This window comes from Caballeronia sp. LZ065 (assembly GCF_031450975.1).
GTDB lineage: Bacteria > Pseudomonadota > Gammaproteobacteria > Burkholderiales > Burkholderiaceae > Caballeronia.
In genome coordinates this window covers 818,401-841,665 of sequence record NZ_JARUXV010000002.1, presented here as the reverse complement: position 1 = coordinate 841,665, position 23,265 = coordinate 818,401, and the positions used below count along the sequence as shown (strand labels likewise).

The window sequence follows — 23,265 nt, the reverse complement described above, 5'->3', positions numbered from 1 at the left end:
ATGAAGCGCGAGGACATCGGGTCTGCCGGGAACGGGCCGGCGACGCAGGAAGCGGTCGCGGCGCGCGCGCAGAGTCGCGAAGGCGTGCAGCCGGCGCGCGCGGGCGACCGGCGCGCGCCGCTCGACGAGGGACGGCGCGAGGGCTACGGCACGCGCTATGGCGTCGGCGCGAACGTGATGCGCACGCAGCCGGCGCCGTCGGTTCGCAAGCCGCAGGAGCCGTTGTATCGGCCGTTGCGAATTTATGCGCTCGATCCCGCGGCGTCGCGTCTCGAAGGCGCGCTCGCCGAGCTGAACGTGCCCTACGAGCGGCTCGAACCCGGGCCGGTCGGACGTCTGCTCCGCGTGGACGATTTCGACGATACGCGCGCGGTGCGCTATCGCAAGCTCGATCTCGACGATCACAACGTGCTGCTCAAGCGCGGCGTGGACCCGTCGCCCGCCGATCCGCGCTTTCATCAGCAGATGGTGTATGCGGTCTGCAGCAACGTGCACGCGGCATTCTGCGCGGCGCTCGGGCGGCAGGTGTCGTGGGGATTCAAACGCAGCGAAGACGCCGACCGGCTCATCATCCGTCCGCACGCGTTCGAGGGCGACAATGCGTACTACGACGAAGCGACCGGCGAGTTGTGCTTCGGCTATTACGCCGCGAACAAAGGGCCGTCGACCGACCGCACGCTGCCCGGCGGATACGTGTTCACGTGCCTGTCGCACGATATCGTCGCGCACGAGATGACCCATGCGTTGCTCGATGGCCTGCGCTCGAATCTCGCGGTGCCGAGCGGGCCGGATGTCGGCGCGCTCCATGAAGGCTTCGCGGATCTCATCGCGCTGTTTCAGCACTTCAGCTACCCGGAAGTGGTGCTCGCCGCGATCCGCGCGAACGGCTCCGAAATCGGCAAGGCGCGTCTGCTGACCGATCTCGCGCGCCAGTTCGGCCACAGTCTCGGACACAAGCAGGCGCTGCGCAGCGCGATCGACGCCGATCCGCCGCGTCAATACGATCGGCGACTCGAAGCGCATCAGCTGGGGAGCGTGCTGGTCGCCGCCGTGTTCGAGGCTTTCACGACGGTGTATCGGCGCAAGACCGCGCCGTATCTGCGGCTCGCGACACACGGCACCGGCATTCTGCCGCCCGGCGACGTGCCCGTCGAGCTCGCGCAGATTCTCGCGGAGCAGGCGAGCAAGCTCGCGAGCCAGTTTCTCAACGTGCTGATTCGCGCGATCGATTACTGTCCGCCGGTCGATCTGTCGTTCGGCGAGTTTTTGCGCGCCGCGGTGACCGCCGATTACGATCTCGTTCCCGACGACAAGTGGGGCTACCGTGAAGCGCTCATCGATGCGTTCCTGCGCCGCAATGTGTATCCGCGCAATGTGAGCAGTCTGTCGGAGGACGCGTTGCTGTGGCGGCCGCCCATCGCCACGCGGGAGCGGATGCGTGAACTGGACTTCGCGCATCTGCGTTTTCGCGGCGATCCGGCGCAATCGGCCGAGGCCACCGAACTCGTGCGGCAGGCCCATGTGCTCGGTGAATTCGTGTCGCGGCCGGCGCATCGGGCGGACTTCGGCATCGTCGCGCCGGGCGCGACCGACGTGAACGGGCGTCGCATGCACGCAGGGCCGGCGCACGTGGAATCGATCCGCACGGCGCGGCGTGTCGGTCCAAACGGGCAGGTCGTCTTCGATCTCGTCAGCGAAGTGATCCAGACGTGTGAAGTGGAAGCGGACAGGCACGGTCCCGGTTTCACGCTCTATGGCGGATGTACGGTCATCCTCGGCCCGGACGGCGACGTGCGCTACGCGATTTCGAAGAGCGTGCTGGGCGATGGGCGGATCCAGCGTCGCGCGGACTACATGGCGTCGCCGCAGGGCCAGGCGTATTGGTCGATCGAGGGCGGACGGTATGAGGAGCGGCGGTCCTTGTTCTTCGCGCTGCACGGGCGGGACTGAATGGCTTCAGTGTTTGCGAGTTTGCCCTCCGTGATATTTGACGGCCAACCGCTCCTGAAAGCCCTCACGAGCGCCGCAGCGTCCGATCCAGTTCTTCGAGCAGCCGGTCGATCATGAGTCGATTCGGCTTGTAATACACCCAGTTCTTGATCTTCTTCGAGGTCACCAGGTCTGCTTTCGCCAGCGCCTGCATATGCGTGGTCACGGTAGGCTGGCTCAAGCCGATCTTCTCGGTGATGAACCCCACGCAGACCCCGTCTCTCACGAGATCACCGTCCCGTTGCGGCGGGAAATGTTTCGTGGGCTCGGAAAGCCACGTCAGTATCGTCAGCCGGTGACGGTTTGAAAGCGCCTGAAGCGCCTTCTGTAGCCGGCTCTCATCCAGGTTGCCCGATTCCTGCATCACGCACGTGTCCTTGACATGAGACACCTATATTGTATCTTATCTATATAGATTTCCATCGCGGCCGAGATTGCCATGGCGACAACCGCAAGCGGTTCCACACGCGCACAGTCGATCACGCGCACGGTCAGTATCGCCGTCGTCTTCACGCTCTTCGTTGCGGTCGTGTTCGGCTTCGGCCTCTATCTGTTTGCCTTGGTGGTGCCGGTGATGCGCGAGCGTCTCGGGTTTGGTTATACGTCAATTGGTTTCATGGCCGGCGGGGCACAAGCCGCTTACCTCGCGGCAGCGCTACTGTGTCCGCTTCTCACCAGCCGCTTCGGCGCGGGCCGGGTCATTACGGGCGCCGTCGCTGCGGCAAGTATCCTGCTGCTGCTCTTTGCGGGCGTGAATAGTGTCGTGCAGACGGCGTTCGTTCTTGCCGGCCTCGGTGCAGCCGCCGCACTCATGGTCATACCGACTGCCGGTGCAGTCGCCGAAAACGTGCCGTCCTGCTACCGGTCCCGTGTCAATGGGCTCATATCCAGCGGCACGGCCTACGGGCAAGTCGCCAATGGCGTGCTGGCGTCCTGGCTTTTGCCCGGCGACGCCTGGCGCAAGCTATGGATCGTGGCGGGATCGGCGTCGCTTGCCATCACGCTGTGCGGTTTTATCGCGCTCCGCTTGTGCGCATCGCAGGTATTCGTCCACGAGACAGCAAGGACCGTCGAGGACCGTCACGCACCCGGCGGGTGGCGGCGACTGGCGACGGGGCGCAATCTGACCGTCTGGACCTTGCTGGCACTGGCCGGGATGGTCTGCGGCCCCTGGCAGAATTTCGTGTCGAGCTTTCTGGTTGCGGAGAAAGGTTATCCGCTCGAGACCATCGCGCGGCTGTGGTCGATCATCGGCGCAGTGGGGCTCTTGAGCGGATTTGTTGCAGGTCTGGCGGCGGACAAGGCGGGCGTGCGCATTGCCCTCGCGCTGTCTTATGCGGCGCTGGCCTGTTCCGCGCTACTGGTCGCTCTCCATGCGGAAGTCTGGCAATTGCAAGCGGCCGCGATCTGTTTCGGCGTATCGTTCTACGCCATCTATGGCCTGATTCCCGCCTATATCAGCAAGACGGTGGAGCCGCGCGCGGTGACGACGGTTTTTGCTGTCGCGAATGTCTTTCTGGGTTTCGGAACGACATTGGGCAACATCCTGGCAGGGTATTTCCCCCGCTGGTTCGGATCGTTCCGGGATGCCTTTATCGTCGAAGCCACACTTGCAGGCGTGGCAATCGTATTGACGATGTCGCTTCGCGACGAAAGAAGGTCTGCCGCTTGAGGCACACGGAGTCAGTCTGCGGCCATCATCTCATCAGGCAACACGCGAAGATTTTTGCCGCGTTGCGGTCGCACGATCCGGATGCCGCCGAGCAGGCCATGCGCGCGCATCTGAGAGAGATCCTGGTGACGCTCGGCCCCATCGCGGCGCGCAATCCCAACTGGTTCGAGGCGGATGAACGGGAGACGGTGCCGCTGTCCGAGTAGGGAGGCGCTCCGGGCGATCATGCACACCCAATCCGGAGACCCGAGATGAAGCGTTCCCACCCTGCACGTCGCACTCTTCGGCGGCGGTCCGGAAAACGCTCAGCGTGACCCAGCCGCCGCGCCTATCTTGGCTGGCAAGTAGTCGCCGAGATAATCAATGAACGTACGCAGTTTCGCCGAGAGACGATTTCGCTCAAGGTAGGTTGCGTGGATATCTGCGTTGGGTAATGTTTATTCGCGAAGCAGCGCTACCAGCTTCCCGCGTTTGATCAGAGATCTGACTTCCCATTCCGAACGCACGGTGATGCCTTGGCCGTCGAGCGCCCACTGAAGAACCGCGCTTCCGTCGTTGCTCGATAGCGCGCCGTCTACTTTGACGCTCTCGCCATGACGTCCTCGCGAGAAATGCCACGTTCCGTAGGCGGATTCGTTTTCTCTCAAAACAAGGCATGCGTGCCGTATGAGGTCATGCGGTACGGATGGCTCTCCATGCCGCTTCAAATAGTCAGGGGCAGCGCAAACAAGCCTCCTGTTGCTTACTTTGCTTGCCGCTTAACTGGTTCGCTGAGTGTTCTTCTGCCAGCTTCAGATAGAGGCTTTCTTCGTCCGACAAGTCCTGTTTCGCCGTGGTCTGCGACGGGACCGTCGCAGCCTGATCGCCAACGAGATAGCCTCCGGTCGTCGACGGGACCACCACGTTCCAGTCGGCGAGGAGCCTCAGCGCGCGGGAAACGGGTGTACGGCTTACGCGGAACTGCTCGGCAAGCTTTCGTTCAGGTAGACGCGTACCGGGTGTCAGGGCTGCGGCTCGAATATACAGAGAGATCTCGCGCGCCCGTTGCGGAATATGTAGCTGGTCCATTGAAGCCAGTGCGCTGTTTGAAGGAGCAGATCACTGTAATACCATCCACGAGCATCGAGCGGGAGGGGTAAGGGCATGCTCTTGCGAAGCGCTTCAAGGTGGTTGAGTGTTCGTGAGGTCATGTCGATGTCTATTCTCGAGTCTCCTCAAGAAAGACGCGATAAGTCAGAGATCAGATAAAGAGTGAAGTCCACTCTCGGGGAGTAGACGCCGAGCCTGGCGGGCGTGCAAAACGCGTTCGCCAGCCTCGGACAATCGGGACTTCGCTCTTTTCGCCACGCGCTTGAGCCGCAAGCTACCCAAGCGACGCCTGCAGCATTTCGCAGAGATCGGCGGCGATGGACGACATCGACACATGCCGATGCTTCACGATACCGATGGAACGCTGCACTTCCGGACTCGCGATCGTGATCGCGCGAATGTTCGGCGCGAAGTGCGCCGACACCGCAAGCGACGGCACGATCGCGCAGCCGAGCCCTGCATCGACGAGCGCGACGACGCACGAGATATGCTCGACTTCGTAGAACCAGCGCAGACTCATCGACTCGTGTCCGAGCAGCAGTTCGAGCAAGAGCCGGTTCCCGCTGTCACGCCCGCCAATGACAAACCGCGCCTCACGCAGGTTCGGAAGCTCGCGCAGCGACACGCTCTCGCGCGACGCCCATTCGTGTTCGCGATGCACCGCCAGCACGTATCGGTCGGCGAGCAATGGCTCGAAGCTAAGGTCTTCGTCGTCACCGGGATCGAGACTGATGCCGAATTCCGCGAGCCCCGCCCGTACCTGGCCAAGCACGAAGTCGTGATTGCCGTCGAAGATCTGCACGCCGATGTGTGGATACTTCAGCGCATAGTGCCGCAACACATCCGGCAGCACGCGACTGACGACCGTCGGGATGCTCGCCAGCCGCACCTTGCCGAAGCGCTTCTCGGCGATTTCCCGAATCGACGACAGCATCGTGCCCAACTGGGAAATTTGCTGGCGCGCCATCGGCAGGAACTGGCGGCCAACGCCCGTCAGCGCGACACTGCGCGTGGTCCGGTGAAACAACTCCACGCCGAGTGCCTGCTCCAGCTTCTGAATCCGCCGTGACAAACCAGGTTGCGTGAGGTGCAGCTTGTCGGCCGCTTTCTGAAAGCTGCCAAGCTCCGCCACCGCGACGAAAGCTTCGAGTTCTGAGTTTTCGACTTTCATAACTGTTTCGCATGAATCCGTGAAAAACCGGCATTGGACGCCGCTATTTTGAGCGACGAGCATTGTGACCGAAACAAAAAGTCATCACCAAACGGGCAGGGCTCATGCATTTCCAATTGATCATTCGAAACGGCGAAGTCATCGACGGCACGGGCAACGCCCGCTTCGTCGCCGATGTCGGCGTGAACGGCGAGCGCATCGATGCGATCGGCGATCTGTCGGCAGCGAGCGCGGACAGGTCCATCGACGCCACGGGAAAGATCGTCGCGCCGGGCTTCATAGACAGCCACACGCACGACGACGCCTTCGTGCTCACCCATCCGGACGTGACGCCCAAGATCGTGCAGGGCGTGACGACCGTGATCGCCGGCAACTGCGGCATCAGCCTCGCGCCCTTGCGCGCCGATGCCGTTCCTCAGCCGCTCGATCTGCTCGGCGCGCCCGAGCGCTTCGCGTACGACAGCTTCGCCGACTATCTCGATGCGCTCGACCGCGCACCCGCTGCCGTGAACGTGGCGGCGTTGATCGGACATTCGACCTTGCGCGTGCGTCACATGGACGATCTCTCCCGAGACGCGACAGCCGAGGAACGCGCACGCATGGCGGCCGATGTCGAAGCGGCGATGCAAGCCGGTGCGTTCGGCGTATCGTCGGGCACGTTCTATCCGCCGGCGGCATCGGCAAGCACGCAGGAACTGATCGACGTCTGCGCACCGCTCGCGCGTTACCCGGGCGTCTTCGCCACGCACCTGCGCGACGAAACCGCCGACATCGTCCCGTCGATGGAAGAAGCCTTCGCGATTGGCCAGGCAGTGGGCGCGAATCTCGTGCTTTCGCATCACAAGGTCGCGGGCAAGGAGAATCATGGACGGTCGGTCGAAACGCTCGCTTTGATCGATGCACAAGGCGAGCGCCAGCCGCTCTGCCTCGACTGTCACCCATATCCGGCGACCTCGACGATGTTGCGCGCGGACCGCATCCGTCAGTCTTCGCGCGTGATGCTCGCATGGTCGACCAGGCGTCCCGAACTTGCGGGCAGGGATTTCGCCGATATCCTGCCGCTCTACGAGGGTTCGATCGAGGCGGCCATTGAAGACCTGAAGCCGGCCGGCGCCATTTATTTCGTCATGGATGAACCGGACGTGCAGCGCATCTTCCGTCATGAAAAAACAATGGTCGGCTCCGACGGGCTGCCCAACGACAGCGCGCCGCATCCGCGCCTGTGGGGCACGTTCCCGCGCGTGCTCGGCCACTATTCGCGCGAACTGAAGCTGTTTCCGCTCGAAACGGCCGTGCGCAAGATGACGGGCCTCACGGCCGAGCAATTCGGCATCGAGGGACGCGGGCATGTCGCCGTAGGCAGCTATGCCGATCTCGTCGTATTCGATCCCGATGAAGTCATCGACCGCGCGACCTTCGAAGCACCCAGGCTCACGCCGAAAGGCATCGAGCATGTGATCGTGAACGGCGCGCCCGTCATCGCTCATGGCGAGCCGACCGGCGCGAGACCCGGCCGCGCGCTGCGCAAGAACCTCCGATAAACAAGAGACCGACATGGCCACTCCCCATCAGGCAGACTCACGCGCCGCCGCGCCGCCCGCGCTATCAGCCGACACCGCGTATCGCAAGGTGACGCTGCGCGTCATGCCGATCATCCTGTTGTGCTATTTCTTCGGCTATCTGGATCGCGTGAACGTCGGCTTCGCCAAGCTGCAGATGATGACCGACCTGAACCTCACGGAAGCCGCGTACGGTGTCGGCGCGGGCTTGTTCTTCGTCGGTTATCTCCTGCTTCAGGTGCCCGCGGGTTATCTCGTCAAGCGCGTCGGGGTGCGGGCATGTCTCGGCGGTTCGCTGATCGCGTGGGGCATCGTCTCCATCGCGACGCTGGCGACGCGCAGCCAGACCACGTTCTATGCGCTGCGCTTCCTGCTCGGCCTGACGGAGGCGAGCTTCTTTCCGGCCGTCATCGCGTATTTCGGCTTGTGGTTTCCGTCGTACCGGTTGAGCAAGGTGATGTCTCTACTGTTTCTCGCGATGCCGCTCGGGGTGATCGTCGGCGGTCCGCTGTCGGGCTGGATCATGGACGCGACGCACGGCGGCTGGGGCATGAACGGCTGGCAGTGGATGTTCCTGATCGAAGGCCTGCCTGCCGTCGTGCTCGGCTTCGTGCTGTTCGCGAGGGTCGTGAATCGCATCGAGCACGCAAGCTGGCTCTCGCCCGAGGAGCTCACGGTCGTGAAGAGCGAGCTCGCACGGGAGTCGTCGGACAAGAAGCAGACGCTGCTTCCCGCGTTGAAAGAGCCGACGCTGTGGCTCCTGTGTGCGATCTCTTTTCTCTACAACGTCGGCAACTATGGCCTCGTCTTCTGGATGCCCACGATGATCAAGGCGCTCGGCCATCGCTCCAACTTCGAGATCGGCGTGGTCAGCGCGATTCCCTATCTCGTCGCGGCTGCCGCGATGGTCATCAACGCGCAGCATTCCGTGAAGACACGCGAGCGCCGCTGGCACACGGCCGTGCCCGTGTTCGTCGGCGGCATCGCGCTGATGGGCAGCGTGGCGGCATCGGGTGCGCCGGTGGCGGCGGTCGCCTGTCTGACGGTCGCCGTCGCCGGCATCATGAGCACGCTGGCGATGTTCTGGAGTTTGCCCTCGCGCATTCTCGCGGGCACGGCGGCCGCCGGCGGCGCGGGTCTGGTCAACGTGGGCGCAGCCGTCGCCGGCTTCGTCGGGCCGTCGATCATGGGCTTTCTCAAGCAGATCACCGGCAGCACGACCATGGGCGTCGGGCTGCTCGCGATCACGCTGTTTCTCGCCGCGTTGCTGATCCTTGCCATTCCGGCGCGCTACATCAAGACGGCGCACTGAGTTGCACACGCACTTTGCACTTTGCATTTCGCATTTCGCATGCGATCGAACCTGAAAGGCAGAACCATGACCACGGTATTTCATCGCGCGCCGCGCGCCAGGCTTCCTGTCGCCGTGCGCGGCGACGGCATCGAAATCGTCGATTCGACCGGCAAACGCTACATCGATGCATGCGGCGGCGCGGCCGTGTCGTGTCTCGGCCACAGCCATCCACGCGTGATCGAAGCCATTCAGCGTCAGGTGCAGCAGTTGCCCTACGCGCACACGTCGTTCTTCACGACGGAGCCTGCCGAAGCACTCGCCAGCTTGCTCGTCGATGCCGCGCCGAAGCATCTCGGTCACGTGTATTTCGTCTCGGGCGGCTCCGAAGCGATGGAAGCCGCGCTCAAACTCGCGCGCCAGTACTTCGTCGAAAAGGGTCAGCCGGCGCGCCGGCACTTCATTGCGCGGCGACAGAGCTATCACGGCAACACGCTCGGTGCGCTCGCGATCGGCGGCAACGCGTGGCGTCGCGAACCGTTCCTGCCGCTCCTGATCGAGGCGCATCACGTCACGCCCTGTTTTGCGTATCGCGAGCAACGCGCGGGCGAAGCGGATGAAGCCTTTGCGCAACGCCTCGCCGATGAACTCGAAGCGAAGATTCTCGAACTCGGGCCGGAGTCGGTCGCTGCGTTCGTCGCGGAAACGGTTGTCGGCGCTACGGCGGGCGCGGTGCCTCCGGTGCGCGACTATTTCCGCAAGATCCGCGCGGTGTGCGATAAGTACGGCGTGTTGCTGATTCTCGACGAAGTGATGTCGGGCATGGGCCGCACGGGCTATCTCTTCGCCTGTGAGGAGGACGGTGTGTCGCCCGACATTCTCGCCATCGCGAAGGGGCTCGGTGCAGGCTATCAGGCGATCGGCGCGACGCTCGTGAGCGATGAGATCTTCAATACGATCGTCGACGGTTCGGGGTTCTTCCAGCACGGACACACCTATATCGGTCATGCAACGGCGTGCGCGGCGGCGCTCGAAGTCCAGAAGGTCATCGCCGAAGACAGGCTGCTCGACAATGTGAAGGCGCGCGGCGAACAACTGCGCGCAGGCTTGCGCGAGCGCCATGCACAGCATCCGTTCATTGGCGACGTGCGCGGGCGCGGCCTCTTCACCGGAGTCGAACTCGTGCAGGATCGCGAGCGCAAGACGCCTTTCGATCCGAAGCACAAGCTGCACAGCGTCATCAAGAGCGAAGCGATGAAGCGCGGCCTGATGGTGTATCCGATGGGCGGTACCGTCGATGGCCGGATCGGCGATCACGTGCTGATCGCACCGCCTTTCATCACGACGAGCGAGCAGATCGAGACCATTGTCGAGCGTCTTTCGGATGCGCTCGACGGCGCACTTTCCGCGATCGGTGTGAACGCGGCATGAACGACGCTTCGCTGAAAGCATGGGCTGCGACACTCGGCATCGTCGTGCCCGAAGCGTTGCTGCGCGATGTCGCCGCGCTGCTGGACACGATGCACGCGAGCGCGCGGCACCTCGACATCGCGCTCAATCAAGCGGAACCCGGCGACGATGAACCGCGCGCTTGATATCGCCGCCGACGTGCGCGCTCAGCGACGCCCGGCGATCGACGTGATCAATGAATCGCTCGCGGCCATCTCACGCGCTGACGCTGCGATCAACGCGTTCCATCACGTATTCCACGACGAAGCGCTTGCCCAGGCGAGGCGCATTGATGAACGCATCGCGGGCGGCATCGATCCGGGTCCGCTCGCAGGCGTGCCCTTCGCCGCAAAGAGCCTCTTCGATGTCGCAGGCCGCGCGACGATAGCCGGCTCACGCGCGCGGCTCGATACCCCCATCGCGACGCGCGACGCCGAAGCGATCGCGCGTCTGAAACAGGCGGGCGCCGTACTGGTCGGCACCACGCATATGGACGAACTCGCGTGCGGCGCGACCGGCGAAAATCCCTTTTTCGGCAACGTGCGCAATCCGCGCGCTAACGAACGCATGACGGGGGGATCGTCGGGCGGATCGGCGGCGGCCGTCGCGGCGGGCTGCGTCCCGCTTTCGCTCGGCAGTGACACGAATGGCTCGATTCGCGCACCCGCTGCATTGTGCGGCGTGTGGGGCGTGAAGCCGACCTTCGGAAGGCTGTCGCGATGCGGCGTGCTGTCGTATGCCGATTCGCTCGATTGCATCGGCGGCTTTGCGCGCAACGTCGATGACCTTGCCGCGCTGTATGCGGCGCTCGACGGCAGCGCGACGGATGAACGCCGCGAGATTCCAAGGGTCGCCGTGCTCGGCGGGTATTTCCGGACGTACGCTTCGCGCGACGCGTGGGACGAAGTCATCGAAAGCGCATCCCTTTTCGGGCCACATGAGATCATCGATATGCCGGAAGACGAGATGCAACGCGCGCGCGGCGCGGCGACGATCATCTCGAACGTGGAGGTCGCCGCGGCGCACGGCAAGCTTCTTGATGCGCCCGACGAAAACGTATCGCCACGCCTGCGCACGCGCCTGATCGCGGGTGCGTTGAGCCCGGCACCGTGGCACGCGCACGCCTTGCGCTATCAGCAGCGCTTTCGCGCGCGCATGTCACGGCTCTTCGACCGATTCGATCTTCTGCTCGCACCGTGCACACCGTTCGCGGCGCCGCGCTTCACCGACGCGACCGTCGCGGTCGGCGATCACGCACTCGAACCCGCGAAGCACCTCGGCATGTTGACGCAACCTGTATCCTTCGCGGGTCTTCCCGTCATCGTCGCGCCCGTGTTGCATGAAGGCGCCATGCCGCTGGGCGTGCAGATCATCGGCGCCTCGTTCGACGAAGCCGCGTGCTTCGCGGCGGCGCGCCGCATCGAACGAGGCTTCAGCCACTTTTCAGTAACGGCTAGCGGATCATGAGCAAGAGACTTCCCGACTTCGACATCGCCACCGCATCAAGCGAGCAGAAAACCGTTTTGCAGAACATCCTGAGCGGTCCGCGCGGCAATCTCAACGGTCCATTCCTCGCTTGGATCTTCAGTCCGGAGCTTGCGCAGAACGCGCAAGCGCTCGGCGCGTTCTGCCGCTACCAGACGGGCCTGCCGCTGCGCCAATCCGAGCTTGCCATTCTGGTAACGGCGGCACGCTGGCGCTCGCAAGCGGAATGGCACATCCACCTTCCGATCGCGCTCGATGCAGGCTTGCCCGCGGATCTCGCCGAAGCGCTGCGCACGAACCAGACCCCGACTTTCGCCGATGCCGACGACAAGCTGGTCTTCGACTTCGCGACCGAGCTTTATGAAACGAAGCGCGTGAGCGATGCGACCTATGACGCAGCGGTCGCGCGCTTCGGGCATGCGGTGGTGGTGAATCTGGTCGGCTTGCTGGGTTATTACGCGCTCGTCGCGATGACGCTCAACACGTTCGAGATGCGGGCCGAAGGGCAAACCGGTCTGCCCTTCGGCGAATGAGCCTCGAGGGTAAGCGTGTTACTCGACCGCCTGGTCGTTGGGTTCGGCGTAGAGCGTCAGCATCGGCAGGATGCGTACGGCACATCTCGAGCAGTGCGCTGTGTTGAACCGATCCACGTGCAAGCGCAAGAGAATCGCTGGAGGGGTGGATGGATCCTGCGGTAGAAAGCGAGCGTGTCGTCTGCGCCGTTACTGAATGACAGGCCAGAGCAATGTTTGCTTGACGGCCGGTCGCGGCGAGGGTGAAGCACAAGACTTCGGCGGCCCGCGTGAGGTTCCCGGAGGGTGCAGCCGTTACGAAGCACCTGGGCGCTCTGATGATGATCACCTAAGTGAGGTCGGCGCCGGCTAACGCGTGCTCTGTCCGGGCAGGTCGTCGTTTCGCTACACTGCGCACTTCGGCCGATAACCTGCCAGGAGGATGCACATGGACCGCATGGTTGCGATGGAGACCTTCGTCACAGTTGTCGATGCGGGCTCGTTCTCCGCCGCCGCTCGCCGGTTGAAGGTGGGCCAGCCAGCCGTCTCGAAGGCCGTCGCACAGTTGGAGGAACGTCTGGGAGTCCGTCTGCTATTGCGGTCGACACGCGGCCTTGCGCCGACGGATGCCGGTCAGCGGTTCTACGACCACGCTCGCCGGGCCATCGATGAGGCAGAGCATGCCGAACAGGCGGCGCGTGAGTCGTCGGATGGCCTGTCCGGACGACTGCGAATAGGCGCAGCCGTCACATTTTCCCGGCTCCACATCCTGCCAGCATTGAAGTCTTTCCTGGATCAACACCCGAACCTGAGCATCGATATCGTGCTTGATGACCGGTCCGTAGATTTGCTCGGAGAGGGCGTCGATGTCGCATTGCGTATGGGCGCTCTGGACGATTCGACCATGACCGCGCGTCGCATGTCCACGGGACGGCGGCTTGTCATCGGCACGCCGTCATATTTCGCGGAAACCGGACTTCCGCAAACCCCTGCCGACCTTGGCCGACATCAGGCGGTGGTTTATTCCGTGCGAGGTGGCGGCGAATCGTGGTTGTTCAGCCGCAGCGACGGCTCCGACTCAACCGTCACCTTGTCTGGCCGAATAAGCGTGAATGCAGCCGAAGGCATGCGCGCGGCGGTGCTCGCTCACATCGGCCTTGCTGTCGCTTCGGAATGGATGTTCGCCCCCGAGCTCGCAAACGGCACCGTTCAGGCCGTCCTGACTGACTGGACGTTGCCGTCGATCGACCTGTGGGCAGTCTTTCCGTCCGGCCGCATGGCAACGGCGAAGACGCGTGCTTTCGTCGCGTTCGTTGAGCACCTTCTCAATGATCGCCGATCCGGCGAAAGCCTCACAACCTAGCTGCTTTGCACTTGGGTGCCGAGCGCTTCCGTCTGTCCCCTCGCAGCAGGAATAAGCACTATTCCTCACTCGCCACTACCGAGCGGTGCTACCCGAGCGGAGGATACGCATCAGCCGGTGCATGAACGCGTTGGCTCCGATCCAGCGGTCCATGTCGGCCATACAGGCCAAAGAACCGCTTTGCAACCTCCCTGTTCAGGAAAACCATGACCCAAGTTCTTAAAGGCAAACTCGCCCTCGTTACGGGTGCTTCGCGAGGAATCGGTGCAGCTATCGCCGCACGTCTTGCGCGCGACGGCGCATCCGTCATCGTTCACTATGGATCGAGCACGGCGCGGGCCGATGCAGTCGTCAAGGAAATCCGTGATGCCGGTGGCGAGGCTGAGGCTGTCGGCGCTAACCTGTCGAAGCCCGAAGGCGTCAAGAGCCTTATCGAGTCAATCAACAGGGCGTTCGGCGGCCGCTTCGAGGGTCGACTCGATATCCTCGTGAACAACGCTGGCACGGTCGAGTATGGACCCTTTCTCGACTCTTCCGAAACGTCATACGACACGCACTTCAACTTGAATGTTCGTGCGCCGATCGAACTGGCAAAAGACGCGGCAGCGCGAATGGTCGCGGCGGGCTGGGGACGCATTGTCAACGTGGGCTCCGCTTTTGGCGAGGCCGCGCCTCTGCCTGGCGTGACGCTCTACATCGCATCGAAGTTCGCGCTCAGGGGCTTCACTCGCGGGCTGTCTCGGGAACTTGGCAAATACGGCGTGACCGTCAATGCGGTCCAGCCCGGTCCGATCGATACTGAACTCGCGCCACAGCCAGGCACGGAGGACCACGCCACCATGACAAAGCTCGCAAGCGTGGGCCGTTTCGGCAAACCGGCAGAAATCGCGGCGGCCGTAGCTTATCTTGCCAGTCCCGAGGCCGGCTATACGACCGGCGAGAGCCTGACAGTCGACGGTGGATGGATTGCCTGACCCGAGCCGCCAGGCATGTCGCTGACACGCGTGCGGCGCCGCGATATCGGATTTGCAATAGCTTAAGCGGGCCGTCCGGCAGAACTTCACTCAGAAGCGCCGGCATGGTCCCATACATCGTTATTCACGCTTGAAATCACCCTGGATCACCGCGAGCTTGACGCCTGTCGGACACGTGTCTTAACGACCTTCGTCGGCCATCCTGTCGATATTCCTGCGGCGTTCGGACCGTATCCACGACTTGAGAGACAGGCACGCGATAGCGTCGTGATCGGAGAAGTCCAGGCAATCGCGAAGCATCGGCTTAGGGATGCAATCTGCGGAGCGGTGTTCGTCGAGGGGCGCGCGCATTGACCGAATCAAGGGGGAGGAAAGTCTGACGCGGCTGCACGTCGCATGTGCGACCGCCTTTTGCTTCGGCTGCCGGCGGCCCAATGTCAGTGCCAATGATTGACCACTCAGGGGGATCAGAGGCCGACACCGCGGTGATCGGCCGTTAAACGATGCCCTGACCGACGAACTCGTTACCAATCATGATGCTCAATCCGCAATGGCTGCGCACGTTCGCGGCGCTGGCCGAACTCGGTAACTTCACGCGCGCGGCGGAACAACTCGATCTGACGCAGGCAGCGGTCTTGCAACATTTGCGTCATCTGGAAGATGCGCTCGGCCTGCAGGTGATACGCCGACCGGGTGCCATCGAACTGACGCCTGCGGGGCATGCGCTACTCGACTATTGCGAAGCGATGAAACAGGCGCGCCGGCGGCTCGATGCGCGCGTGTCCGGTCCTGCAGAATAGGGCGGAGAAATCGGGCTGATCACGCCGGGAAGCATCGGGCAAGCGTTGTTTCCGCTCATGCGCCGAACGCTTGGGTTTGCGCCGCAAGACAACGCGGAAAACCATGCTGCAAAGATCGCGGCAACGCGTGCCATCGAAGACGAAACCGAAGCGCTGTTCCATGGCGGCTTCGGCTGCGTGGTTGAATTCGACGGCGACGAGTCGAAAATCGACTGAGCAGCGACGATGAGCGACCCGGTCACTTTTGTATCCTCTGCTGAAGTTTGAGCAGGACATTCTTCTGAGGGCCAACCGGTCATGGCGAAGGCTGGTCGTCGATAAACGCGCAAACGTCGTCCAAAACAGGTGCCACCCTCACGAATGCCGAGAGAGCTCGCACCGGCTGCGCCAGACTCCCGACGATCATTGCGTGATTCAAATCGGCATAGCGTTTGAGCACTACGCGATCGTGCGTCGCCTGGAGCCGGGCGGCGAAGCGAGTGGTGTTACCTGGGTCAACTGTGTGATCTCCTGTGCCGACGCCCAGAAAGATCGGCGGCTCATGCCCGTCAACATGATTGATCGGCTGACTGGCCTCACGTAGCGGCGCAGGAAAAATCGCTTCGAGCGTGGCATCGTTCAAGGGCAGGAAGTCGTACGGTCCAGCGAGACCGATCGCGCCTGCCAATGACGGCACTTGAACACCGCGTTCCGTCAGGTAGTGCCGGTCGGTCATGAGGAGCATCACGATCTGCGCGCCGGCCGAATGGCCCATGAGAAATAGTCGGTCAGGGTCCGCACCAAATTCAACAGCATGGGTGCGCGCCCAGGAGACAGCAGCGGCGGCATCGTCCATAAATCCGGGGAACGTCGTTTGCGGATAAAGCCGGTAGTCAGGAATGACCGTGACATAGCCTCTCGAGGCGAGCGCCTCGCCTACGAACCGATAGTCACGACGCTGGCCCGTCTGCCAGCTTCCGCCGTAGAAGAACACCACGAGCGGCTTGGCGGGATTCGACACGGATGTTGCCTTGGGCACGTAGACGTCGAGTGAATGACGCTCACCTCTCTCGTAAGGCAGGTCTGAGTGGACGACGTAATCGTTTCGCGGAGTCAGTGCGTTGACGAGCGTGACGGGACTACACGCGGCAAATATTGCTAACATAGATAAGCAAGCTACGCCAGAGGCAAAACGACGGGCGCGGGCCCGGGCAACAGTCATATGCGGATCCAGATCAAGGGCTTGCACGAGCAGGCTGAAATCTTCGATACGGGAATCCCGCTTCTCCGGATGCACGTAAGAGCCGAATGTGCGGGCACCACATGCACAAGCATGGGGGAGGGCTCGTCGGTAATTCGCGCAAATGCAGGACACGATATGTCTTGGTCGATGACTAGACTGTCCTTCACTCAGCCGAGCGGGCACTATCCGCTCACGACGAAGGAGACCAAGCATGCGCAATTCATATCTGAACCGTCACTGTGGAATCTGCGAGCACGAACTCTCGCACGGCTACTTCTGCTTGTCGAGGCGCACTCAGACTTTCAGCCCTACGCTATCTGGCCCGGTCGCTCCAGTGGCCGACGACGAACTGCTGACAGACTTCTGCAGCGAGGACTGCGCGCGCTATGCCGAGGCTGCGATCAGTTCGACGTTGACCTTGCCGTATCCCGCCGCGAGCGCGACAGTCCCTTGTTCGCTCTGCCTCGGGCCCGTGGACCGGTCGAAGCCCCACGTTTCTGTCAGCATGACCGATTTCGAAGACGCCTCCGAGCCGTGGCTCGTCTCGGCCCGAGTGGTCGCTGAACGTGAACTGGCTGTGTACTGCCGTAGCTGCGCAGAGCCGCGGCCTGCTGTCCACGTGTTCGATGAGGCTGAGCTGGGCGTTGGAGCATGAAGGTCTTTCTGGATGATGAGCGTGCCACGCCCGACGGTTGGACCCGAGTCTACTGGCCGAACGAAGCGATAAGACTGCTCGAGAGCGGCGCAGTCGACGACATCAGTCTCGACCATGACCTGGGTGATGGCGCGCGCGGTACGGGGTACGATGTGGTGCTATGGATAGAAGAAGCAGTTGCGCTTCGTGGCTTCACGCCGCCGCGAATCGAGGTGCATTCCGCCAATCCGTCTGCTCGTGACAAGATGCTTGCCGGCATCCGTGCAATAGAGCATCTCGTAGCCAAACAAAACAGAAACCCGGATGGCCGACCCGTCGACTCATGAATGCAGAGCGGAGAAGCCGCTGCAATCGAACGCGTGGTGAACGCGGCTCGAGAAGTGCAGGCTGCGTCACAGGCACTCGAAGCGCAATTCAACGTGGGGGCGGCTGCATGTGAGCGGACGCTGCCTCTCGCTCGTTTGACGGCGGCTATCGGCGAACTCCGAGCGGCACGTGATTCGCTCGACTCCCTTCTGACCAGGAAACCCTCCGCTAATCTGACGTGACAGACAAGCGCACGAACAGGAACTTCCCCCATACAGGCATCGAGTTTTCGCGCGAGCGACGGGCCTTCTTTAGTGCGAGCGGGCGCCAAGACACTTAGCCAGGACACTTATCGTGACCGGGCGAATGGGTTGATGGGCCGCACGGCATCTTTGTCGCTTGCTCGTTCGAGCAACTGCACGGTCTCCCAGCCTGCGACCATGGCCTCCAACCCGCGCAAGACGTTCGCCTCCAGCGGTTGTAACGCCGCGTCACCCTTGAACGCCGAACTGAAGGCAGCATGCCAGCGATACTGGAAGTAAGCGGAGACTTCTTCAATGCGCTCGGGCGTCGCCGAATCCGTGTAAATCACGGAACCGGGCGAGAAGACATCGTAGAAGAGAACATGCTTGTGCTCATTGTTCACGGCGACGGTCGGCTCATCCGTGACGAGCACCGACGCCACTAGCTGAATCGAGCCTTTCATGCCTCTCGGCGTTTTGAAAACCCAGACTCTCTTTGGAAGCCGCTGCGCGAGTTCGACAATCTTGGGGCTATTGAAGCCAAACTGGCCGACTTGATCCGCTCGAACGTTTTGCTCGAAACTGGGCGAGTGAAAGAAAATGTCCATCCGTAGTGTTCACCTTTGCTGATTACAGTGCCTCGTGGTAACGCAATAGTAGCAAGTTCGCTGCATCCGCCCGGTCGGGCTCGACGCTTCAAGTCTTGAGCGCTCAGGCCGATACGTCTTCCGAGGTGCGAGTCTGACGTTGATTGACCCATCGGTGCAGCTCACGATGAAGAAGAGAGCTTGAAGAGCCGGATGCTGTTGCTCGTACATGCCTGCATCACCGCGACCTCATCTATGTCCCGCAGCTCGGCGACGGCGCGTGCTATCCACGCAAGGTTGGCAGGCTCGTTGTATGGGCGCCGCTTCTTCGCGTTCTTTGGGCCGAGATACGGCGCATCGGTTTCAAGATGCAGCCGGTCCATTGGAATGAACTTCACCGCTTCCCGCAGTGCCTGCCCGCGCGACAGGTCAGTCACCCAGCCAGTGACGCCAATGTCGAGTCCCAATTCAACGAAAGCCATCGCTTCATCTGGACCGCCTGTAAAGCAATGTGCGACTCCGTGCACCCCGCCGGCGACACTATCTTTCAACATCGCGTAGAAGTCGTCGAACGCATCCCGGCAATGCAGGAACAGCGGCTTCCGGATATCGGCGGCCATCCCGAGTTGATCAGCGAACGCGCGACGCTGATTCGCGGGCGTCGAGAAGTTGCGGTGGTAGTCGAGCCCGGTCTCGCCAACCGCGACACAAGCGGGGTCAGCCAGAATGGCGAGCAACTCCTCGCGAATGGAATCATTCCAGTCGTCGGCCGAGTGGGGGTGCACGCCTGCGGTTGAAAACAGGTAATCAGGGTGCTGATGCGCGAGTACGAGCGCCGACCGACTAGACTCAAGCGAAGTGCCCGTCGCCAGAACGGCTCCGACGTTCGCGTTCTTCGCTCGCTCGATGATCTCGGTGGCAAGCCCGGTCAATTGCTTGCTGTGGAAGTTAACACTTATGTCGACGAGCATCGCGGCGAGTGTCATCAGGGATTGCGATTGGAGTTTAGAGGCAGATGGATGCGACTCGGTGCACGCGTTGTCGCCCGACGATGCCTCCGACAACCCGATGGGTTCATGTTGGCGGCTATGCCGAAGGACGGAGGCACACCCTCAGTTTGAACGGCCTGTCCAGTGTCCTTCGAGCGACATAACGATGGCGCTCGATCCTGCCAGTCTCTACCGCTGGCCGGGACTTGACGTCTCGCTCAAGGCGGGGTTCCTCAAAAACGTCGCCGTCGCTGAACTGATCGTGGTCTGGACGCTCGGCGGTAGCGTACTTGTCTTCATTGCTCCGCCTGCCGCCGCCTCCGGGACCGTCGGAGCACCCAAGCGTCCGCCCGCTTCGGGCGCGTTTCGCCTCGGTAGATGCGTTCGCATTTCTTCAATCAAATGCGCGAAGCCTCGGAGCCCAGGGTGCAACGTTTGTTTTGCTTCCATATTCATCGAACTGCCCGCGAGGATGCTCAGCAACGTATTATATGCCCGCGACGTTTCTTGAGGCATGCCGCGACGCAGTCGGTGGCCGGGTCGCTGATTCCATTGAAAAGCGCCACGGGACGGGCCTGCCGCTTGCGTAGGTGTTGCTCGGCCCTTTTTGCTGTTGCTAAAGGCTAAAGCCAATGAGGAGGATGAGATGAGTAAAGCGCAGGACGCAAAGAAGACACAAAAGAAGGCGGCGACGAAGACGCCGAAGGAAAAGAAAGCCGCGAAAAAGGAGAAAAAAGAAGCGTCAAAGCGGCAGTGAAGCGCTCGGATCTTGGGCGGCAGACCGACCTGGAACGGCAGAATCGCTTGTCCTTCCTGGCTCAACCGAGGCGGTCTGCTTCGTCTTCAATCTGCACATCAAGCTGGATGCACATTCGACCGCAGCGGAGAGACGCCAATGAGCTTCCTGACTCCTCTTTTCCTGGCGCACAACGCGTTCTGGTCGTATGCCATGCCGGGCGCTTTCGTATCGGGAGAGTTTCTTTCCAGTCGCGACAATGCAGCCCTTCATTGCACCGCGCAAGATTCGCCCACGGGCGCGTCGAACGGCACGCCTGAACAGGAAAATGAACCCAGCGTGCAGGACAGTGAGCATTTGACTTTGGCGGTGCGCGCACAAACGAACGCGACTGCTCCTGCTTCCTTACCAGCGGAACCATCGCAATCGGCGTTCGGGGGATCGCAGTGGTTGAGCCATACGGTCGAGCACGGCGGGCTCGCTTACCGCGCGAAGGTCTATGTTCCAAGTCGCTACGACGGTCGGCCGCTACCGATGATGGTGATGCTCCACGGCGCGCAACAGCACCCCGATGACTTCGCTGCGGGAACGCAAATGAATGGCGCCGCCGAAGACGCCGGATTCATTGTTGCCTATCCGGAGCAACCGGAAAGTACCAATCTGCTGCGTTGCTGGAACTGGTTTATACCGTCGAATCAGGTGCGCGATACGGGTGAGGCTGCGGCGCTTGCCGCCCTGACAAACGACCTCATTGCCCGGTTCAACGTCGATCGTGCCCGGGTCTATGTGGCCGGATTGTCTGCGGGAGGTGCCATGGCGATCAACCTGGCCGTCAAATATTCCGACCTGTATGCGGCTGCCGCTATCCATTCAGGCCTGGCCTTCGGGGTGGCGAACGAGCAGTTCTCGGCGTTGTGCGCGATGAACGACGGCCGAGGCGCGATCTGCTTGCCAAAACGCGAGGAGGACGTGGCTTGCGCGCGTACCGTACCGTTGATCGTTTTCCATGGTGACGCTGACGACACCGTGCATCCACGCAACAGCGAGCAGATTATAGAGATGGGCCAGTTGTTGAACAGTCCAGCGACTGACCTGCGGGAGTGTGCAACGACACGGGTTGAAGGTGCATTGGGACGCCACGCCTACACTCGGTACATCTGGCGCGATCAAGGCGGATCCTCGCTTGCAGAGCGATGGGTCGTGCACGGGCTTGGTCATGCTTGGTCAGGCGGTCATTCTGATGGCAGTTACACGGACCATCGTGGGCCTGATGCAACCGCGGAGATTGTTCGATTCGTCAGTCAGTTTTCGCTCAGTAATAAGCGAGATAACGGTTGATTTGACCCGACACCTGCGACCTGGCGTGTAGACCGCAGCGGCGACCGCAACTTTGGAGGGCGCATCCATCACAAGCCCCATGCGCCTGGGGCGTTGAGTGAACGACCCGTCGTCACGGAAGTTGACGTACTCAAGGCAGGGCTCAGAGCAGGCCAGCGGCTGTCGAGCTGAGCGAATGACCCTCCAGTCGAACCCGACCTACATGGGCGTGTCGCGTTTGAAGTGCCGAGCCACTATGCATCAACGAAATGGCTGAAAGGACTCGCGTCGGCGCATTCCCGGCCACCCTTTATAATTCGGCATGACCCTATCTGCCGGCCACGCCGCAAGCTCACCCCCCCCAACACCGACCGTGCGATTCATCCAAGGGTCGGCCGTGCGCGCCTTTGCGCGCCATTCAATCTCCTCGCGCAAGGAATTCATGCTTCGTGAACCGCGGCCGGCGGGCGTATGAAAATCCCTAAACGACTCGCCCCGCTGCTTGAAGAAGGACTCATCGACGAAGTCCTTGGCCAGTTGATGAGCGGAAAGGAAGCCACGGTCTATGTCGTGCGCAGTGGTGACACGAGGCGTTGCGCGAAGATCTACAAGGACGCGAATCAGCGCAGTTTTCGGCAAGCAGCGTCGTATCGGGACGGTCGCAAGGTCAAGAACAGCCGCCAGGCCCGGGCGATGGAAAAAGGCACGCGTTACGGCCGTCAGATGCAGGAAGCGTCGTGGCAGAGCGCCGAAGTCGACGCGTTGTTCCGACTCGCCAATGCAGGGGTGCGCGTGCCGCAACCCTTTATTTGCACCGACGGCGTGTTGCTGATGGAACTGGTGATGGACGAGGAGGGTGACGTCGCGCCACGGCTTAATGACGTCGATCTGACCGAGCTCCGCGCCCTTGAACTGCATGCGCTGCTGCTGAATCAAGTGGTTCGGATGCTCTGTGCAGGGGTCATTCACGGTGACCTGTCGGAGTACAACATTCTGCTGGCAGCGGACGGACCAGTGATCATCGATCTGCCACAAGCCGTCGACGCGGCCGGCAATAACGACGCCGCCTCGATGCTCAAGCGAGACGTCGACAACCTGGCCGCGTACTTCGGTCGATTTGCACCGCAAATACTCGCTACGAACTACGGCGCGGAAATCTGGGCCCTCTTCGAAGCGGGGCGACTGCACGTCGATGTTGAACTGACTGGCCGGATCGAAACCGACACGCGGCCCGTGGACCTCGACGGCGTGCTGGAGGAAATCGAACTGATACGGCTTGAGGAAGACGCGCGAGTGCGGCGACAGCAGGAGTCAAGCACTGGGCGCTAGCCGTTTATCCAGGCTCGAGCGGGCAGCGTGCGGGGATGGTTCGTCGCGCAGTGCAACGACCTTTCGACCTGACGAATGGCCCCGTCTCGTCCGAGCAGAGTCACGCTGTCCGGGAAAGCGTCGTGCGAGGACACGCTCAGCATGACGTGGGCGCGGGCAAAGCGAATTGGAAGGGCGGCAAGGGAAGGTCGTCGCCATCGATGAACGCAGTCGCGCAGCGCACTGCAAAGCCGAGCGCGCCATCCCGGTTGGAGAAGACGCCGAGTGTGCCCAAAGACGTTGCGTGACCGTCCTCTTCGAGAATCGAGGCCGTCGCGACGAAGGTGCGGCCAACGCGTCTACAGGCGGGTTGAAAGGCGGCGCCGCGGTGATAGATGATCATTTTTGTCTCTCTCAGGTTCCAATACGGCCGGCCGCTTGGGCGCGGCTTCGGTGGTGATTCATACAGAGGGCCGGTGCAGCCTTGGCTGTCGCTGTGACCTTGATTTCGGGACGCACGAGAAACGAGCGCTCATCAGCGCGCGGGGC

The 23,265-nt window shown here is 62.1% G+C and carries 25 protein-coding genes and 1 pseudogene; 17 read left to right on the top strand and 9 right to left on the bottom strand.

From position 1 onward, the window contains the following. The gene (locus QCE63_RS18070) at positions 1–1,950 is read left to right on the top strand and encodes a hypothetical protein (RefSeq protein WP_309834856.1); all 1,950 of its coding nucleotides are present in this window, start codon (positions 1–3) and stop codon (positions 1,948–1,950) included. 64 nt (positions 1,951–2,014) lie between these two features. On the opposite strand, the gene QCE63_RS18065 is transcribed toward QCE63_RS18070, so the two are convergent. Next, positions 2,015–2,353 (bottom strand): helix-turn-helix domain-containing protein, encoded by a 339-nt coding sequence (locus QCE63_RS18065; RefSeq protein WP_309835483.1) that lies wholly within the window; start codon positions 2,351–2,353, stop codon positions 2,015–2,017. Positions 2,354–2,428: 75 nt separating this feature from the next. Between QCE63_RS18065 and QCE63_RS18060 the strand changes: the two genes are divergently transcribed. Then, positions 2,429–3,661: an MFS transporter gene (locus QCE63_RS18060; RefSeq protein WP_309834855.1), complete on the top strand. Its 1,233-nt coding sequence runs from the start codon at positions 2,429–2,431 to the stop codon at positions 3,659–3,661. Positions 3,662–3,690: 29 nt separating this feature from the next. Then, positions 3,691–3,867: pseudogene (locus tag QCE63_RS18055) on the top strand (FCD domain-containing protein); the annotation flags it as partial. A 231-nt stretch (positions 3,868–4,098) separates the two neighbouring features. Here QCE63_RS18055 and QCE63_RS36875 read toward each other — a convergent pair. The 3 genes from QCE63_RS36875 to QCE63_RS18040 form a co-directional block, all read right to left on the bottom strand. After that, complete coding sequence (locus QCE63_RS36875; RefSeq protein WP_404990144.1) at positions 4,099–4,368, bottom strand: LysR substrate-binding domain-containing protein; 270 nt, start codon at positions 4,366–4,368, stop codon at positions 4,099–4,101. A gap of 4 nt (positions 4,369–4,372) precedes the next feature. Beyond that, on the bottom strand, positions 4,373–4,729 hold the full coding sequence (locus QCE63_RS18045) for a GntR family transcriptional regulator (RefSeq protein ID WP_309834853.1): 357 nt from the start codon (positions 4,727–4,729) through the stop codon (positions 4,373–4,375). Between the two features lie 295 nt (positions 4,730–5,024). Further along, positions 5,025–5,921, bottom strand: coding sequence for a LysR family transcriptional regulator (locus tag QCE63_RS18040; RefSeq protein ID WP_309834852.1), 897 nt, complete (start codon positions 5,919–5,921; stop codon positions 5,025–5,027). A gap of 104 nt (positions 5,922–6,025) precedes the next feature. Here QCE63_RS18040 and QCE63_RS18035 point away from each other — a divergent pair, with 104 nt between their 5' ends. The 10 genes from QCE63_RS18035 (at position 6,026) to QCE63_RS17990 (ending at position 15,570) form a co-directional block, all read left to right on the top strand. After that, positions 6,026–7,462, top strand: a complete 1,437-nt coding sequence (locus tag QCE63_RS18035) for a D-aminoacylase (RefSeq protein ID WP_309834851.1) — start codon at positions 6,026–6,028, stop codon at positions 7,460–7,462. Positions 7,463–7,475: 13 nt separating this feature from the next. Beyond that, positions 7,476–8,792, top strand: coding sequence for an MFS transporter (locus tag QCE63_RS18030; RefSeq protein ID WP_309834850.1), 1,317 nt, complete (start codon positions 7,476–7,478; stop codon positions 8,790–8,792). Positions 8,793–8,858: 66 nt separating this feature from the next. Next, on the top strand, positions 8,859–10,202 hold the full coding sequence (locus tag QCE63_RS18025) for an aspartate aminotransferase family protein (protein WP_309834849.1): 1,344 nt from the start codon (positions 8,859–8,861) through the stop codon (positions 10,200–10,202). Then, positions 10,199–10,366 carry a hypothetical protein gene (locus QCE63_RS18020; RefSeq protein ID WP_309834847.1) on the top strand — a complete coding sequence of 56 codons (168 nt, stop codon included), beginning with the start codon at positions 10,199–10,201 and terminating at the stop codon, positions 10,364–10,366. Before QCE63_RS18025 ends, QCE63_RS18020 begins: the two co-directional genes overlap by 4 nt. After that, positions 10,350–11,687, top strand: coding sequence for an AtzE family amidohydrolase (locus tag QCE63_RS18015; RefSeq protein WP_309834846.1), 1,338 nt, complete (start codon positions 10,350–10,352; stop codon positions 11,685–11,687). Before QCE63_RS18020 ends, QCE63_RS18015 begins: the two co-directional genes overlap by 17 nt. Next, complete coding sequence (locus QCE63_RS18010; protein WP_309834844.1) at positions 11,684–12,238, top strand: carboxymuconolactone decarboxylase family protein; 555 nt, start codon at positions 11,684–11,686, stop codon at positions 12,236–12,238. Before QCE63_RS18015 ends, QCE63_RS18010 begins: the two co-directional genes overlap by 4 nt. A gap of 427 nt (positions 12,239–12,665) precedes the next feature. Then, positions 12,666–13,580: a LysR family transcriptional regulator gene (locus tag QCE63_RS18005; RefSeq protein WP_309834843.1), complete on the top strand. Its 915-nt coding sequence runs from the start codon at positions 12,666–12,668 to the stop codon at positions 13,578–13,580. A gap of 206 nt (positions 13,581–13,786) precedes the next feature. Then, the gene (locus tag QCE63_RS18000) at positions 13,787–14,554 is read left to right on the top strand and encodes a 3-oxoacyl-ACP reductase family protein (RefSeq protein WP_309834841.1); all 768 of its coding nucleotides are present in this window, start codon (positions 13,787–13,789) and stop codon (positions 14,552–14,554) included. Positions 14,555–15,087: 533 nt separating this feature from the next. Continuing rightward, positions 15,088–15,354, top strand: a complete 267-nt coding sequence (locus QCE63_RS17995; RefSeq protein ID WP_309834840.1) for a LysR family transcriptional regulator — start codon at positions 15,088–15,090, stop codon at positions 15,352–15,354. Between the two features lie 57 nt (positions 15,355–15,411). Then, a complete protein-coding gene (locus tag QCE63_RS17990) occupies positions 15,412–15,570 on the top strand; it encodes a hypothetical protein (RefSeq protein WP_309834839.1) in 159 nt (52 codons plus the stop codon). A gap of 79 nt (positions 15,571–15,649) precedes the next feature. On the opposite strand, the gene QCE63_RS17985 is transcribed toward QCE63_RS17990, so the two are convergent. Next, on the bottom strand, positions 15,650–16,630 hold the full coding sequence (locus QCE63_RS17985) for an alpha/beta hydrolase (protein WP_309834837.1): 981 nt from the start codon (positions 16,628–16,630) through the stop codon (positions 15,650–15,652). A gap of 330 nt (positions 16,631–16,960) precedes the next feature. Next, positions 16,961–17,083 (bottom strand): hypothetical protein, encoded by a 123-nt coding sequence (locus tag QCE63_RS17980; protein WP_309834836.1) that lies wholly within the window; start codon positions 17,081–17,083, stop codon positions 16,961–16,963. 144 nt (positions 17,084–17,227) lie between these two features. Between QCE63_RS17980 and QCE63_RS17975 the strand changes: the two genes are divergently transcribed. Beyond that, positions 17,228–17,557 carry a cyclic-phosphate processing receiver domain-containing protein gene (locus QCE63_RS17975; protein WP_309834835.1) on the top strand — a complete coding sequence of 110 codons (330 nt, stop codon included), beginning with the start codon at positions 17,228–17,230 and terminating at the stop codon, positions 17,555–17,557. Between the two features lie 329 nt (positions 17,558–17,886). Here QCE63_RS17975 and QCE63_RS17970 read toward each other — a convergent pair whose 3' ends face one another. Together QCE63_RS17970 and QCE63_RS17965 are read right to left on the bottom strand one after the other, a co-directional pair. Then, a complete protein-coding gene (locus QCE63_RS17970) occupies positions 17,887–18,387 on the bottom strand; it encodes a hypothetical protein (RefSeq protein ID WP_309834834.1) in 501 nt (166 codons plus the stop codon). Positions 18,388–18,548: 161 nt separating this feature from the next. Next, positions 18,549–19,352, bottom strand: coding sequence for a TatD family hydrolase (locus tag QCE63_RS17965; protein ID WP_309834833.1), 804 nt, complete (start codon positions 19,350–19,352; stop codon positions 18,549–18,551). 169 nt (positions 19,353–19,521) lie between these two features. Here QCE63_RS17965 and QCE63_RS17960 point away from each other — a divergent pair, with 169 nt between their 5' ends. From QCE63_RS17960 to QCE63_RS17950, 3 genes are all read left to right on the top strand, one after another. Next, entirely contained in the window at positions 19,522–19,866 is a 345-nt protein-coding gene (locus QCE63_RS17960; RefSeq protein ID WP_309834832.1) for a hypothetical protein, read from the top strand. Positions 19,867–20,250: 384 nt separating this feature from the next. Next, positions 20,251–21,429: a PHB depolymerase family esterase gene (locus tag QCE63_RS17955; protein WP_309834831.1), complete on the top strand. Its 1,179-nt coding sequence runs from the start codon at positions 20,251–20,253 to the stop codon at positions 21,427–21,429. A gap of 450 nt (positions 21,430–21,879) precedes the next feature. Further along, positions 21,880–22,737 carry a PA4780 family RIO1-like protein kinase gene (locus tag QCE63_RS17950; RefSeq protein ID WP_309834830.1) on the top strand — a complete coding sequence of 286 codons (858 nt, stop codon included), beginning with the start codon at positions 21,880–21,882 and terminating at the stop codon, positions 22,735–22,737. Positions 22,738–22,873: 136 nt separating this feature from the next. On the opposite strand, the gene QCE63_RS17945 is transcribed toward QCE63_RS17950, so the two are convergent. Further along, positions 22,874–23,119, bottom strand: a complete 246-nt coding sequence (locus tag QCE63_RS17945) for a hypothetical protein (protein WP_309834829.1) — start codon at positions 23,117–23,119, stop codon at positions 22,874–22,876. Between the last annotated feature and the right edge of the window lie 146 nt (positions 23,120–23,265).